At 34.1% G+C, this 14271-nt stretch carries 15 protein-coding genes; 11 read left to right on the top strand and 4 right to left on the bottom strand.

Annotated features, from left to right (window positions below):
* Position 1 precedes the first annotated feature (1 nt).
* Positions 2-964, top strand: a complete 963-nt coding sequence (locus LpgJCM5343_RS08150) for an exonuclease domain-containing protein (protein WP_049149809.1) — start codon at positions 2-4, stop codon at positions 962-964.
* Positions 965-988: 24 nt separating this feature from the next.
* On the opposite strand, the gene LpgJCM5343_RS08145 is transcribed toward LpgJCM5343_RS08150, so the two are convergent.
* Together LpgJCM5343_RS08145 and LpgJCM5343_RS08140 are read right to left on the bottom strand one after the other, a co-directional pair.
* Positions 989-2113, bottom strand: coding sequence for a low temperature requirement protein A (locus tag LpgJCM5343_RS08145; protein ID WP_101891082.1), 1125 nt, complete (start codon positions 2111-2113; stop codon positions 989-991).
* A 20-nt stretch (positions 2114-2133) separates the two neighbouring features.
* Positions 2134-2958, bottom strand: coding sequence for an aldo/keto reductase (locus LpgJCM5343_RS08140; protein ID WP_049149808.1), 825 nt, complete (start codon positions 2956-2958; stop codon positions 2134-2136).
* Between the two features lie 136 nt (positions 2959-3094).
* Here LpgJCM5343_RS08140 and LpgJCM5343_RS08135 point away from each other — a divergent pair, with 136 nt between their 5' ends.
* From LpgJCM5343_RS08135 to LpgJCM5343_RS08105, 7 genes are all read left to right on the top strand, one after another.
* The gene (locus LpgJCM5343_RS08135; protein WP_049149805.1) at positions 3095-3943 is read left to right on the top strand and encodes a DNA/RNA non-specific endonuclease; all 849 of its coding nucleotides are present in this window, start codon (positions 3095-3097) and stop codon (positions 3941-3943) included.
* Between the two features lie 20 nt (positions 3944-3963).
* Positions 3964-5397 carry a C69 family dipeptidase gene (locus LpgJCM5343_RS08130; protein ID WP_049149802.1) on the top strand — a complete coding sequence of 478 codons (1434 nt, stop codon included), beginning with the start codon at positions 3964-3966 and terminating at the stop codon, positions 5395-5397.
* Between the two features lie 310 nt (positions 5398-5707).
* Complete coding sequence (locus tag LpgJCM5343_RS08125) at positions 5708-6793, top strand: ABC transporter ATP-binding protein (protein ID WP_049149800.1); 1086 nt, start codon at positions 5708-5710, stop codon at positions 6791-6793.
* Entirely contained in the window at positions 6793-7656 is an 864-nt protein-coding gene (locus LpgJCM5343_RS08120) for a carbohydrate ABC transporter permease (RefSeq protein ID WP_039155725.1), read from the top strand. Before LpgJCM5343_RS08125 ends, LpgJCM5343_RS08120 begins: the two co-directional genes overlap by 1 nt.
* 1 nt (position 7657) lies before the next feature.
* Positions 7658-8488, top strand: coding sequence for a carbohydrate ABC transporter permease (locus LpgJCM5343_RS08115; protein WP_003650039.1), 831 nt, complete (start codon positions 7658-7660; stop codon positions 8486-8488).
* Positions 8472-9773: an MBL fold metallo-hydrolase gene (locus LpgJCM5343_RS08110; protein ID WP_048686024.1), complete on the top strand. Its 1302-nt coding sequence runs from the start codon at positions 8472-8474 to the stop codon at positions 9771-9773. The genes LpgJCM5343_RS08115 and LpgJCM5343_RS08110 overlap by 17 nt, the downstream gene beginning before the upstream one ends.
* Positions 9774-9816: 43 nt before the next feature.
* Positions 9817-11121 (top strand): extracellular solute-binding protein, encoded by a 1305-nt coding sequence (locus LpgJCM5343_RS08105; RefSeq protein WP_003650041.1) that lies wholly within the window; start codon positions 9817-9819, stop codon positions 11119-11121.
* Positions 11122-11185: 64 nt separating this feature from the next.
* On the opposite strand, the gene LpgJCM5343_RS08100 is transcribed toward LpgJCM5343_RS08105, so the two are convergent.
* Positions 11186-11554: a DUF1304 domain-containing protein gene (locus LpgJCM5343_RS08100; protein ID WP_020807605.1), complete on the bottom strand. Its 369-nt coding sequence runs from the start codon at positions 11552-11554 to the stop codon at positions 11186-11188.
* 144 nt (positions 11555-11698) lie between these two features.
* Here LpgJCM5343_RS08100 and LpgJCM5343_RS08095 point away from each other — a divergent pair, with 144 nt between their 5' ends.
* Genes LpgJCM5343_RS08095 through LpgJCM5343_RS08085 form a run of 3 tightly spaced genes read left to right on the top strand, consistent with a single transcriptional unit; the run spans position 11699 to position 13123 of the window.
* A complete protein-coding gene (locus tag LpgJCM5343_RS08095; RefSeq protein WP_049149797.1) occupies positions 11699-12157 on the top strand; it encodes a MarR family winged helix-turn-helix transcriptional regulator in 459 nt (152 codons plus the stop codon).
* Positions 12135-12683 (top strand): GNAT family N-acetyltransferase, encoded by a 549-nt coding sequence (locus tag LpgJCM5343_RS08090; RefSeq protein WP_049149795.1) that lies wholly within the window; start codon positions 12135-12137, stop codon positions 12681-12683. The genes LpgJCM5343_RS08095 and LpgJCM5343_RS08090 overlap by 23 nt, the downstream gene beginning before the upstream one ends.
* Positions 12683-13123: a GNAT family N-acetyltransferase gene (locus LpgJCM5343_RS08085; protein WP_049149793.1), complete on the top strand. Its 441-nt coding sequence runs from the start codon at positions 12683-12685 to the stop codon at positions 13121-13123. Before LpgJCM5343_RS08090 ends, LpgJCM5343_RS08085 begins: the two co-directional genes overlap by 1 nt.
* Positions 13124-13173: 50 nt before the next feature.
* On the opposite strand, the gene LpgJCM5343_RS08080 is transcribed toward LpgJCM5343_RS08085, so the two are convergent.
* Positions 13174-14097 carry a BadF/BadG/BcrA/BcrD ATPase family protein gene (locus tag LpgJCM5343_RS08080; protein WP_080974396.1) on the bottom strand — a complete coding sequence of 308 codons (924 nt, stop codon included), beginning with the start codon at positions 14095-14097 and terminating at the stop codon, positions 13174-13176.
* Positions 14098-14271 lie beyond the last annotated feature (174 nt).

Below are 14271 nucleotides of genomic sequence, written 5' to 3'. Positions count from 1 at the left end.
AATGAGTATTTCAGTTATTCAAGGTGTGCTACGAATTCCAGCTGCTCAAGATAAAATACGTCAAAAAGGAATTGAAAAGCCTGGTTTTCCAGAAAACTATACTTTAATTGATGTTGAAACTACTGGTCTTAGTCCATATCGTGATCGAATTACCGAAATGGGTGGCTTGAAAGTACGTCATGGAGAAGTAGTAGCAACTTTTTCAGAATTAGTGAAGTTTCCTGATAATAATAAGGTACCTGCTTTTATTACTAAATTAAATGGAATTGATGAAGCAGCTATTGAAGAAAAAGGATTACCAGTTCAAGAAGCAATTAAGAAGTATCGCGAATTTATCGGCAGTGATCCAATTGTTGGCTATAATGTAAATTTTGATTTGAACTTTGTTTATGATTTAGCTGAAAAGTATCATTTGACAGTTTTAAACAATGACTATGTAGATGTTTACCGTTTGGCGCGTAGCTTTTATCCACAAGAGCGACATAGTCGCTTGCTTGATTGCATGCATCGAATGAATATTGCAGAGAACCAAGAACACCGTGGTTTAGATGATTGCTTAGATACTAAAAAGGTTTTTGATGAGTTTCATAAACTATTTAAACAAGAGCATATGCTTAGAGCACAAGAGGCAGTTAAAACTTTAGATTTAACTAGTGAGTGGCCTGATATTGTTAAGCAAACGCAAGCTTTTCGCAGTCCTTTTATTCATAAAAAAGTGGTAATTGCTGGTGATTTAGACCTAGATGAGTATGAATTAGCTAACGCAGTAAAAAATCTAGGCGGCTTTATTCAAGAAGAAGTGGGGCAAGATACGGATTACGTTCTAGTTGGTGATCACGATTTCTTCAGAACAGATGTTACTGAATTAAATAAGGCAAAAGCTCTGAAAAAACAAGGGCAAAACATTAGAACTTGGTCAGAGAGCTTTTTCTTAAATGTGCTTGATAATTGGGCACGTAGTTAAAAATCTAGATACTAAAAAGGAATCCTATAGTAGGATTCCTTTTTTTATGTGGGGAAGATTAAGATGGACTAACCAGCTGATATTAATTGCTACGATTATAAAAGTTAGAATTGTAATTACCTCAAAACTAGACCAAATAAGGCAAGAAGTTGCTCCAATTATAGTTGTAATTAAAAAGACCAGAATAGTAGATCTTCTTAATTTGAATTGCGGTTTATTGTAGCGTGTTGCAAATAATAATCCTAAATAAAATAAACCAACCCCGCAATATAGACATAAGACGGCAAACCAAGAATTAGCGTCTGTTTCGTGAATAAATTTAATGCTAACAGTAATTAGACTGATTCCAAAAATTATTAAATAGTGTAAATAAATTAAAGCATTACCTGTAACGTCATCTTGATCTTCATCAGTAAACTTATCGAATTGTAAAGCATAAGTGAAAAATAATAAAGCGACTGTTAAAAAGATAAGAATTGAATAAAGTGAAAAAGTATTAGGTCGAAAATAATCCGCAATTCCAATAATTGTTTCACCAAAGATAATAATTACTAAAAGATTTAATCTTTCAAGTAAATGAGGAAAAATAATAGGATGTTTAATAGTATATTTTGTGGTTAAAATAGGCATTAACCAACTAAAAATAATGCCAATGACTGCTAAAACAAAGCCAGGAATATTATCTAATAGTCCGCCAATGATTAAAGTGATTGATCTAAAAATTAAAATTAGGAAAAATGCCCGGGAAATATTTTGATCAATTTCACTTTTAATTTGAAAATAATTAATTAAGTAATGACTTGCTAAAGTAAAAGAAAGTAAACCAGCAGAAATAAATAAAATTTTCATTTCAGTTAGGTTGTTTGTGTCAAAAGAGTTAGACATGTAAAGCAGAATCATCATGTCAATGAAATAAAAAGCAATGTCTGCCCAGCTACCTATCCCATAGCGATTAGTAAAGACAGTTTGAACCATCCATGAATTAATAAAGATAATAACAATTAATGCAAATAGCGCAAAAGATGTAGGGGAAACAAGGCCATGCTCAAGATGATGAAGTATCTCAGTTGTTTTAGAGATCATGTAGACAAAAACGAGATCATAAAATAAAGCAATTTTTGAAACTCGTTTATTTAAAATTGCTTGCATGAAGATTTTACCTGCTTTCTTTAGAATTCTTCGTGCTCGTTCGGATCGAAACGGCGTGCGGATTCTTTATCTAAATCAATTAAGCTTTGAACTTCTTCAGGAGTTAATTTGAAATCAAAAATGTCTAAATTGCTTAGTTGGTGCTTATAAGAACTGGCTTTTGGAATTGGCACAACATTGATTTGCGTTTCCCAGCGTAAGATTATTTGAGCGGGAGATTTGTGATATTTCTGTGCTAATTCAATAATTTCTTTTTCTTGAAAGGCTTCACCACCACGCTGAAGCGGACTCCAAGCTTCAGTAATAATATGATGTTGATTATCATACTCACGAACTTTTTTACTTGACCAGTAAGGATGCAGTTCGATTTGGTTAACAGCTGGCATAACACCAGTTTCACGGTATAAGTATTCAATATGTTCTGGTTCGAAGTTAGAAACTCCTACTGAGCGAATTAAGCCGAATCTTTGTGCATCAATCATGGCTTGCCAAGCTTCAAGGTAGTGGTTTTCCTTTGGATTTGGCCAGTGGATTAGATAGAGATCATAATAGTCGAGGTCGGCAGAGTAAAGAGATTCTTGAATTTGTTCAAGTGCTTCTTGGTATTTGTGATGACGCCCAGGTAATTTAGAAGTTATAAAAATATTGTCGCGGTTTACACTACTATTTTTGATGGCACGCCCTACAGCTCCCTCGTTTTCATAATTAACGGCGGAATCTAGTAGACGATAACCATTTTTTAAGGCTGCTTGGATAGCAAAAACGCCGCGAGAACCGTTTAATTTATAAGTTCCAAAACCGATTTTGGGGATACGATTCCCATCGTTTAAATTGAAATATTCCATTCTTTTTCTTCTTTCTATTTTTGATAGAGTTGCCATGTTTATTGTAGCAGTCTAAATGAATAAAAACTTATTAATCATATTGCAAACATACGTTCAAATATCTATGCTGAAAGAAATAAAGCTAGGGGAATAGGAAATGGCAAAGAGAAGAAAATATAGAAAAAAGCAAAAAAATACAGTAGCAAGCTGGATTATAGCAATTGTAATTATTATTTGGGGTGGTTGGTTTAAGCTTCAATCTTCTAACCACACATCAAATCAAAGTCAAGAACCAAGTAGTTCTCAGCAAGTAGTAAATAAGGCTACAACAGCTAATACTAATTATGGCGGATTATCTAGTGATGATTATCAAAAACTAGCCAATTTGGATTTTAAAAGTGGCGACAAGGCTTATGTCTATGTAAATAATAATAAGTCCACGTTAATTAAAAATGCCTGGAAAGTTAACAAGGTAATCTATTCTAATTTAGATAATTTAAATCGTACTTCTCATTCAAATACTGCTTTTCTCGAACCAAGAAATGTGGCTAATGATTCTTTAAGAGTAAGACAGTTTATTAATCCTACGGCATGGCATTCTAATCGAGAAAATGGCACGCAAATCTATAATCGTGGTCATTTGATTGCTTATTCGATTTCGGCAGGAATTGATCAGGATGGTAACTATAATCCTAATAATCAGTCAGGTGATCAAAATAATCCGAAAAATTTATTTACGCAAACTGCATTTTCTAATCAAAAAATCCAGACTATTTTTGAGGGAAAAGTTCGAAATTCTTTAAAACAAGGAAATAAAATTATTTTTCAAGCAACACCAATTTTTAGGGGAAATGAATTAATGGCGCGTGGTATTAATTTACAGGCAATAAGCTTGAACAATAATTTGAACTTTAATGTTTATCTTTTTAACGTGCAGCCTGATTATGTGTTTGATTATAATAATGGTAGGGCTAAAATAGATCGTAATATGGTAGTTAATCAATAAATAATTTTTAGGAGAAAACAATGAAGAAAAGTAAAGATAACTGTACGGCAATGATTGTCGGAAAAAAAGCTACAATTGATGGTTCAACTATCATTGCACGTGATGAAGATGGTTATGGTGGTATTAATGAAAAGCTTTTTGTCGTTCATGAAGCTAAGGACTATGATGAAGACTATGTATCAAAGTATAACGGCTTGAAGCTTCACTTAAAGGGGCATGGCTGCAAGTGGACTGCTACACCAACAGCAGATGCTTCAGAAGGTCGCTGGGATGAGCAAGGAATTAATGAATATAACGTAGCAATGTCAGCTACTGAAACTGAAGCAACCAATGCTCGCTGTTTAGGGCATGATCCTTTAGTTAAAAATGGTGTTGATGAAGATTCCATGGTGTATCTTGTTTTACCATTCGTTAAAAGTGCTCGTGAGGGTGTGGAACGCTTAGGTAAGTTAATTGAAAAATATGGTACTGGTGAAAGCAACGGTATCGCTTTTTCTGATCACAATGAAGTTTGGTATTTTGAAACTGGTGCTGGCCATCAATGGGTTGCTCAAAGAATTCCAGAAGATTCTTATGCAATTTGTCCGAATATTATGGTTATTCAAGATATCGACTTTGATGATCATGAGAATTTTATGTATGCTTCTACAATTCGTGATTTTGTGGAAAAGAACCATTTAAATCCAAGTACTGATGGTAAGTGGAGTTTTAGAGATATTTTCGGTACTAAAGCTGAAGCTGATAGTTATTACAACACTCCAAGAACTTGGTATGGCCAAAAGTTGTTTAACCCTAGTGTTGAACAAGATCCTCTAAGTCAAGAAATGCCATTTATCAGAAAGCCTGAAAAGAAGATTGGCGTTGAAGATGTAGAGTATTTCTTATCAAGTCACTATAACGGGACTGAATATGATCCAATGGGATCTTTTGCTTCTGGGGATGATAAGAAGCAAAAGATGTTCAGATCAATTGCTTTAGATAGAAACCAATCTAGTTGTATTCTTCAAATTAGAAATGATGTTCCTAAAGAAATAGCTGGTATTCAATGGATTAACTTTGGTTTTTATGCTTATAGTCCTTATGTACCTTTCTATACCAATATTGATGACACGCCACTTAACTATCAAAAAGCTAGTCATATGGTTACGCCTGAATCTAGTGCTTATTGGTTATATAAGAGCTTACAAGTATTAGTAGAACCAAGATACCATCAATTTATTTACCAAGTTGATAACTTTAGAGATGAATGTCAAAGTTATGCTGTAAGTCGTGTTTCAGCAACTGATGAGAAAGCAAGAGAAATGTCTGGAAAAGAACAAACTAAATATTTAACGGCTGCTAATGCTGAAACTGCTGCTCATATTACTACTGAAACTAAGAAATTGATTAGCGACTTAACTAGACAAGCATTAAATACATCTAAATTTCAATTTGAACGCGGCGATAATTTATAATTTTTTTGAGAAAACACTGCACAAGATGTAGTGTTTTTTTATTGTTCGACTTTCTCTATCTTGTATATTGAGAAAACCAATACAAAACATAAAACTAAAAAATGCAAGTAGCAAAATACGATTTATTAATATTTTTTATATAAAAATGTTCTTAAAATGATATTATTATCCACATCTTATCCACAAAAAAGCAATAAAAAATTCACAAAGTACGAATTATTTACTGAAAAAATATTTGTGATTTTGTTGCTTTTATCATAAAATTTGTGGTGTAATATGATTTAAATCTAAATGTAGTAGTGAGAGATATATGAACGAAGATAAATTCATTCAGGTAAATAACCTAGAAAAAACTTATGAGAATGGTTACCAAGCAATTAAATCTGTCACCTTTTCCGTAAAGAAAGGCGACTTGGTATGTTTGTTGGGTCCTAGTGGTTGTGGAAAAACCACTACTTTAAATATGATCGCGGGTTTATTGAATCCAACTGGGGGAGACATTATTGTAAATGGTAAGTCTCTTCTTAATGTTGCGCCCAAAGATCGTAATATTGGCTATGTTTTTCAAAACTATGCCTTGTACCCTCATATGACAGTCTTACAAAATGTAATGTTTCCAATGACAGTTGGAAAGAACAAGAAACCTAAGGACGAGGCTGAAAGAATTGCCAAAAAATTTATGAAGTTAACTCATATTGAAGAGTTGGCTGATCAAAAACCAGGTAACCTTTCTGGTGGTCAACAACAACGTGTTTCAATTGCACGTGCTTTAGTGCAAGAACCCCAGATTTTATTAATGGATGAACCGCTAAGCAACTTAGATGCACGCCTGCGTTTAAAGATTCGTGAAGAGATTCGTAATTTAGTTAAAGAAGTTGGCATTACAACTTTATTTGTTACGCATGATCAAGAAGAAGCTTTATCAATCGGAGATAAGATTATTCTTTTCCATAATGGTGTAATTCAACAAGATGATAAGGGACAAGATCTTTATCTAGAACCAAATAATCAATTTGTGGCTAACTTTATTGGTAATCCAGTAATTGATAACTTTGATGTTAAGGTAGCAAATGATCAAATTGTTGGCTCAGATTTTGAAATTCCAGTTGCAAAGTTAAATAGCTCAAAATTTAGAAGCAAATTAGCAGATGGCGATTATACATTAAGTATTCGTCCAGAAAACTTGAAGCTAGCTGATGAAGGCGAACTCTCTGAAGTGATCGATGATATTGAGTTAATTGGACGTGAGCGTGTATTAAAGTTTAATCATGCTGGAATTAGTCAACGTGCATTAATTGATTTAGAGCAAGAAGTAAAACGCGGAGATAAAGTTAAATTTAAGATGAACTTGGATCGCATTTACTTATTTAAGCCAGATGGGGAGCGAATCTATTAATGAAAGATAATCAGAAAAAAGCTTGGTTATTCTTAGCACCGGCAATTGTTTGCGTTACTGTATTTAGCATCTGGCCGATTTTACGTGCCTTTACGATGAGTTTTGAGGGAGGCCCATTAATTGATCTGCATTTTAATGGCTTCTCAAACTATCAGTATATTTTTAGTGATCCAGAATTTTGGCGTGCAATTATGAATACAGCTATTTATTCATTTTTAGCTGTTCCAATTGCTTTAGTAATTTCTGTTGCCCTTGCTTGGTTTATTTTTTCTAAAATTAAACATACAGCTTTCTTTGAAACAATGTTCTTTATGCCATATGTTACAAGTACAATTGCAATCGGAATTGTTTTTCGCTACATCTTCAATGGTGAATATGGCCTATTGAATTTCTTATTAAAACTTGTTCATTTACCGCAACCAGATTGGTTAGATAATCCTAGCTTAAGTCTTGTTTCACTAATTATTTTTGGTGTCTGGTCATCCTTAGCTTTTAATATTGTTATCTTAATGGGTGCGTTAAGAAATATTGAACCGAATTACTATGTTTTGGCTGATATGTATGGGGCAACAAGTAAAGAAAAATTTTGGCGGATAACTGTTCCTCAACTAGTACCAACCTTAGCTTTTCTTTTAACAGTTAACTTAATTGGGGCATTTAAGATCTATACTCAAGTTTATGCATTATTTAATGGACAAGCTGGAGTAGGAAATTCAGCAATGACGGCAGTTTACTATATTTATAATAAATTCCAAATTGTTGGAACTCCGGGCGTAGCTATGGCTGCTACTGTGGTCTTGTTCCTATTTATATTGTTCGTAACTTTCTTACAAAGAAAATTGATGAAAAAGGTGAACAGTTAAAATGAAGCAGAAAAAATTACGTTGGGGAATGATTTTTGTCTATTTATTCATTGGAATTTTTGGCATTATAACTGTTTTCCCATTTATTTATATGATTTTAGGTGGCTTGATGTCATATCAAGAAACCACGACTATTCCGCCAACTTTGATTCCTAAAGTCTTTAGGTGGAGTAACTATCAAAAAGTATTCGAACAAGCGCCATTTGCAAGATATTTTTTGAATACCTTTATCACAGCAGCAACTACAACGATTGTTACTCTATTTACTTCAATCCTTGGTGCTTTTGCAATGACTAACTTAAAGTTCAGGGGAAAAGGATTAATTCAATTGGTCTTTCTTTCATTGTTAATGGTGCCTGGAGAAGCAATAATTTTTACCAACTATAACACGATTGCTCATTTAGGCTTATTGAATACTTATTTAGGATTAGTTTTACCATTCTTAACTTCAATCTTCTATATGTATTATTTGCAAAGTTACTTCACAGCAATTTCACCAACAATTTATAAAGCAGCTATGATCGATGGGGCTTCTGATTGGGAATATATTTGGAGAATTTTAGTTCCAATGTCTAAAGGTGGTTTAATTACTGTAGCGTTACTTAGTTTTATTTCTGGCTGGAATTCATTCTTATGGCCATTATTGGTTACAAATGAAGATAAGATGCGTTTATTAAACAATGGGTTAGCTGCATTTGCGTCAGATGCAGGAGCTCAAACGCAACTGCAATTAGCAGCTGCAACTTTAACAGTTGTTCCTGTTTTAATTGTTTACTTCATTTTTAGAAAGCAAATTATTCGAGGAGTAGTACGTAATGACCTCAAAGCCTAAAACTAAAGTTACTTTTTATAATGGATTAACTACCATCGGTGGTCCAATGATTGAAGTGGCTTATGATAAGTCGCATGTATTGTTTGATTTAGGAGAAGTATATCGTCCAGAATTAGGGCTAAAAATGGAAGATGAAGATTTTGCTACTCTGCTCAAGTATCAACTAATTGGTGATGTGCCAGATTTCTATGATCCTAAAGTTACAGGAAAAGAAATTGATCATGAACGGTGGGAACATAGCGCAGCATATATTTCTCATCTTCACTTAGATCACAGTAAGGCAATGAACTTGTTAGCGCCAGAAATTCCTTTATATGCAGGTCCATTAACAGCAGCCTTGTTGCCAGTGCTAAATCGTGATGGCGAATTTTTATTGCCAGCGGCTGATAAGCCTAAAAATTATACTCGCCCAATAATTGCTGCTAAGTTAAATGAGCCAATTCATGTTGGTGACATAACTTTAACAGTTGTCCCAAGTGACCACGATGCTTATGGGGCAACAGGTTTAATTGTGAAGACGCCAGATAAAACAATTGTTCATACTGGTGATATACGTCTGCATGGCTATCATCCTGATTGGGTGCGTAAATTTATGGCAGCTGGTAAGGGATGTGATATGCTAATTATTGAAGGTACTGGTGTTTCATGGCCAGATCGTAGTGAAGACGATAGCGAGGAATTTAAAGGCGTTAAGAATGAAATTGAATTGACAAAAAGAATAGTTCAATACCAAAAAGATAATCCGAAGCGCCAATTAACTTTTAATACTTATCCTACAAATGTAGAGCGAATTTTGAGAATCATTTCAGATTCACCTCGAAAAGTAGTCCTTCATGCTAAACGTGCTGAACTCTTGAAGCTAGCATTAAAGCAAGATGTTCCTTATTATTATTTACCAGAAGATAAAAAAATTGATGCGCTCGATCCTGATCTTGAAATTAGTTATCAAGATCTTTTAAAGGACGATCATCAATATTTCTGGCAAGTAGTTGGTCATTATGATCAATTACAACAAGGTGGCTTGTACATTCACAGTAATGCCGAGCCTTTAGGGGATTTTGATCCAGCCTATGCTCCGTTTATTGAAAATATTGAGAAGCGTGGAATTGAATTAATAACTTTGCGTTGCTCAGGACATGCGGATGTAGCTGAATTAAAAGAAATTATTGCGGGTTTTGAGCCGAAAATCTTGGCTCCAGTGCACACATTGCATCCTGAATTAGAAGAAAACCCATTTGGAGAAAGGATTTTACCTAAGCGCGGAGAGGTATTTACGCTTAGTTAAAATTAAAATTTTATTTTGTTGTTGTTTTTATTGGGAGGAACATATGAAGTTCACTAAAAAATTTGCAGCAGTTGCAGTTGCTGCTTTAGCCCTTGTTGGCACTACTGCTTGCTCAAATTCTAAGAGTAATGATAGCTCAAGTAGTAAGTCTGCTGATATTCCAACTAAGATTACCAAGAAGACTACTGTTGTTTTCTGGCATGGTATGACTGGTACTCAAGAAAAGACTTTGCAAAGCTTGACTAAGGATTTTGAAAAGAAGAATCCTAACATTACTATTAAGCTTGAAAACCAAGGTAAGTACAATGATTTGCAAGCAAAGATTAACTCAACTTTGCAATCACCAAATAACTTACCTACAATTACTCAAGCTTATCCTGGCTGGCTATTAAATGCCGCTAACAGCAAACGCTTAGTTGATATGACCCCTTACATTAATAATAGTAAGATTGGTTGGGGTTCAGCTAAAAAGAGTGATATCCGTGAAGAATTATTAAAGGGTGCTCAAATTAAGGGGACTCAATATGGTATTCCATTTAATAAATCTGTTGAAATGTTAACTTACAACAAGGATTTATTAGACAAATACGGTGTTAAAGTACCAAAGACTATGTCTGAATTAAAGGCAGCTTCTAAGAAGATCTATGAAAAGAGTAACCACAAAGTTGTTGGTGCTGGATTTGACTCACTTTCAAACTACTACGTTTTAGGTATGAAGGATGAAGGCGTAAACTTCTCTAAGAACATCAACTTTACTGGTTCTAAGTCTAAGAAAGTAATTAATTACTATGCTGATGGTATTAAGGCTGGCTACTTTAAGACTGCTGGTTCAGCTGGCTACCTTTCAGGTGACTTTTCTAACCAAAAGATTGCTATGTTTGTAGGTACTAGTGCTGGTGAAGGCTTCGTTAAGATGGGTGTTGGTAACAAGTTCCAATACGGTGTTGCACCTCGTCCTTCTAAGTACAATATGCAACAAGGTACTGATATTTATATGTTTAACAAGGGTACTGCTCAACAAAAAGCAGCTGCCTTCATGTACATTAAGTACTTGTTAGGTAAGGACCAACAATTAACTTGGGCTGATAAGACTGGATACATTCCTGTAACTAATAAAGTAATTAATTCTAGTGCTTACAAGAACTCAACTAAGACTAAAGTTCCTGCTCAATTAGATAAGGCAATGAAGCACTTATACAGTGTTCCTGTAGTTAAGAACAGTAATGCCGCATACACTCAATTGAATTCAATTATGCAAAACATCTTTGCACAAGCAAAGAAGGGTCAAAGCTGGAATTCACAAATTGATGCTGGTAAGACTAAGTTCCAAAGTGCTTGGAATCAATAAAAACAGAATATTAAGTAAAAAATGAGGACTGTCGTGATGACAATCCTCATTTTTTTGATGATTTTTAAAAGAAAAGTAGAATAAAGGCAATTAACGCAGGTAACATCTGAACAACAAAAATTTTTTTACTTGCTGTAAAACCGCCAAAAATAGCAACAACTACAACAAATGCTAGTAATAGTTGCCAGATCGTGATTAAAGTTGGCATTCTAAAGAAGAAAAATACGATTAAAATTAATAAACCTAACATTCCATTATAGATGCCTTGGTTGGCTAAGGCAGTTTTGGCAGCAGGTTGTTTAACAAAATTTATATCCATGTCAAATGATTTGGCTTGTAAATCGGGCTTTCCAAAGATTTCTAACCACATAATTCCAATATGTTCTATTCCGACAAGGATTGTTAGAATAACTCCAATATTTCTTAAAATCATTTTGTACTCTCCTTACTAATTCTTTCAGATAAATTTTACTTATTGTTAGTAGGTAAAGCAACTGATCAACTTAATATAAATTAGTAATATTGTTGCATTTACAACAATAATGAAATATACTAGATAAAAATAAAAGGAGTAAACATGGAAAAAGAGGATATTCTAAGACAAATCGGTTCAATTTCACGGGCATTAGATTCGATTGCGAATATTGAATTTAAGGATTTGAAGTTGAATCGGGGACAATACTTATATTTAGTTCGAATTTTTGAACATCCTGGAATTATTTCCGATCAATTAGCTGTATTATTGAATATCGATCGCACTACTACTTCACGTGGAGTTAGAAAGATTGAACAGGCAGGACTTGTTTTTAAAAAAGATGATGAGGTTAATAAGAAAATTAAGCATCTTTTTGTCACAGAAGCTGGTGAAAAATTAGCGAAAGAGATAGAAAAAGAAAATACTTATTCCAATGAACTAATGATAAAGGGACTAAGTAAGACTGAACAAGCTGAGTTAGGAAGATATTTGAGCATTATTGAAAAAAATGCTAATGAGAATTGGAGCTTTGTAAAGAATGGTGGAAAAAGGGAGTACTAGGACGATGCAAGCATATGAAATAAAAAAAGTGACGATAGCTGATATTCAAGACTTACAACAGATTTCGCGCGAGACTTTTTCAGAGACTTTTGGCTCGCAAAATAGTACTGAAAACATGGAAAAATTTCTGAATAAAGCTTATGCAGAAGAAAAATTGAGATCTGAAATCGAAAACAAAAATAGTAATTTTTATTTTTTAATTGTAAATAATCAAGTAGCTGGCTATTTAAAGGTAAATGAAGTCGATGCTCAAACAGAGCAGGTGGCAGACAATGCTTTAGAAGTGGAAAGAATTTACTTGAAACAAAACTTTCAGCATCAGGGATTGGGCTTGGTTTTAATTAAATTAGCTGAGGAACTGGCTAGGAAAAAGAACAAGGCTAATATGTGGCTTGGTGTTTGGGAGAAAAATTATCAAGCCCAGACTTTTTACAAAAAAGATGGCTTTAAGAGAGTTAGTCAACATACATTTGTAGTTGGAGATGATCCTCAAACAGACTTTATTTTAGTTAAGGAGTTAAAGTAATGAGGTTTTATTTTAAAGCAATTGATGAAATGACGGGACGAGAGGCTTTTTGTGTTGAAAGATTAAGAAATGAAGTTTTTGTTAGCGAGCAAAAAATCATAGTGCCTGAAATAGATGATGAGGATTTCTATGCTATTCATGTTTTTACTTTAAATAAAAGTAACGATAATGCATTAGCTACTTGCCGAATTTTTAAAGATAAAAATGGAGCTTGGTATTTAGGACGCGTCGCAGTTTCAAAGAAAGCACGGGGGATGCATCTAGGAAGCAAGATGCTGGAAGAAGTTCACTATTATTTAAAAGAAAATGGAGTTGATAGATTATATTGCCATGCACAGATGACAGCTAAGCCATTTTACGATTATCTTGGCTATCAAGTGAAGGGCAATATATTTAATGAAGCTGGCATTGATCACATCTTAATGTATAAAGATTTATAGACAGAAAAAGACCTCGGAAAATAGAATTCCGAGGCCTTTTTAACTTTTAATTATTCATCATCGTTATGGTTAGTGAAGTAACGGTAGTCTTTACTCTTATCAAAAATTACACCACGTGCGTTTTCACCGTTTGAAACGCTGAATACTGCATCTGGGTATTTTTCTTTAACTTCAGCTTCCATGTAGGAACGCATCATAGCATTGTTTGAAAGAACTGAACCAGTTAAAGCAATGCGCATTGGCTTAGGATCTTCGTAACGATCTAAACACATAATAATATCGCGTGCTAAAAGATGAGCTTGATCGGCGATGATCTTACGAGTATCTTCATCGCCGCTATCTGCCAGTTTAGCAACTTTGACAGCTTTTGAAGCAACTTCTGGACTAGTTAAGCTGTAAAACTTAGCCGGAACTTCACCCATGTTGTCAACATTAAATTCTTTTACAAATAAGTCAATTAAGGAATTCTTCTCGCGTTTGTCCCAGCTAAGAAGTGCAGATTGAAGAGCAGCCTTGGTAATAGCATAGCCACTACCTTCGTCTCCAAGTAAAGAACCGTAACCACCAACAGCAATTAATGAGCCATTTTGACGACCATTAACAACAGATCCAGTACCAGCAATAACTAGAGCACCATCTGCTCCTTCAAGACCATTGTAAAGGGCAAGAAGTGAGTCAGTAATGGCACGGGTTGGAATGTTACCAACCATTGAAGAAATAGTTGCCGCAACTTCTGGAGCATTACCAACAACTGATAAACCAGCAATTCCGGCTAAGACCTTGATACAGTCACCGTCAATCTTATCGCGCAATTCGTTAACTGCTTGAGCAATATTTTTAATACCAAGTTCGTAGTCGTTGTTGATTTGACCTGGGCCAGATTCTGCACGACCTAATTCTTTACCATTTTCATCATAAGCAATTGCCTTAGAGTGTGTACCACCTGCGTCAATACCAATCATATATTTCAACATAATTAATTATCCCTCACTGTAAATATTAATACTGGAATTATTGTACTAAAAAAAAATCAATTTGTGAACGCATTCAACTGATACTATCTAAATAAAAAGATAAGTAAGAAATATAATAATCCTTATCTTTGAAGCATTTTTATTAAATTGCATGATAAAATAAAAATATGTAAT

It is taken from the genome of Lactobacillus paragasseri (assembly GCF_003584685.1).
Lineage (GTDB): Bacteria > Bacillota > Bacilli > Lactobacillales > Lactobacillaceae > Lactobacillus > Lactobacillus paragasseri.
This window is presented reverse-complemented; position numbering and strand designations above follow the sequence as displayed.

Excerpts from the sequence above, each read along its gene's own strand:
- LpgJCM5343_RS08130 (WP_049149802.1), top strand. The coding sequence starts at position 3,964 with ATGAAGAAAAGTAAAGATAACTGTACGGCAATGATTGTCGGAAAAAAA.
- LpgJCM5343_RS08095 (WP_049149797.1), top strand. The coding sequence starts at position 11,699 with ATGGAAAAAGAGGATATTCTAAGACAAATCGGTTCAATTTCACGGGCA.
- LpgJCM5343_RS08110 (WP_048686024.1), top strand. The coding sequence starts at position 8,472 with ATGACCTCAAAGCCTAAAACTAAAGTTACTTTTTATAATGGATTAACT.
- LpgJCM5343_RS08125 (WP_049149800.1), top strand. The coding sequence starts at position 5,708 with ATGAACGAAGATAAATTCATTCAGGTAAATAACCTAGAAAAAACTTAT.
- LpgJCM5343_RS08090 (WP_049149795.1), top strand. The coding sequence starts at position 12,135 with ATGGTGGAAAAAGGGAGTACTAGGACGATGCAAGCATATGAAATAAAA.
- LpgJCM5343_RS08120 (WP_039155725.1), top strand. The coding sequence starts at position 6,793 with ATGAAAGATAATCAGAAAAAAGCTTGGTTATTCTTAGCACCGGCAATT.
- LpgJCM5343_RS08150 (WP_049149809.1), top strand. The coding sequence starts at position 2 with ATGAGTATTTCAGTTATTCAAGGTGTGCTACGAATTCCAGCTGCTCAA.
- LpgJCM5343_RS08135 (WP_049149805.1), top strand. The coding sequence starts at position 3,095 with ATGGCAAAGAGAAGAAAATATAGAAAAAAGCAAAAAAATACAGTAGCA.
- LpgJCM5343_RS08100 (WP_020807605.1), bottom strand. The coding sequence starts at position 11,554 with ATGATTTTAAGAAATATTGGAGTTATTCTAACAATCCTTGTCGGAATA.
- LpgJCM5343_RS08085 (WP_049149793.1), top strand. The coding sequence starts at position 12,683 with ATGAGGTTTTATTTTAAAGCAATTGATGAAATGACGGGACGAGAGGCT.
- LpgJCM5343_RS08115 (WP_003650039.1), top strand. The coding sequence starts at position 7,658 with ATGAAGCAGAAAAAATTACGTTGGGGAATGATTTTTGTCTATTTATTC.
- LpgJCM5343_RS08145 (WP_101891082.1), bottom strand. The coding sequence starts at position 2,113 with ATGCAAGCAATTTTAAATAAACGAGTTTCAAAAATTGCTTTATTTTAT.
- LpgJCM5343_RS08140 (WP_049149808.1), bottom strand. The coding sequence starts at position 2,958 with ATGGAATATTTCAATTTAAACGATGGGAATCGTATCCCCAAAATCGGT.
- LpgJCM5343_RS08105 (WP_003650041.1), top strand. The coding sequence starts at position 9,817 with ATGAAGTTCACTAAAAAATTTGCAGCAGTTGCAGTTGCTGCTTTAGCC.
- LpgJCM5343_RS08080 (WP_080974396.1), bottom strand. The coding sequence starts at position 14,097 with ATGTTGAAATATATGATTGGTATTGACGCAGGTGGTACACACTCTAAG.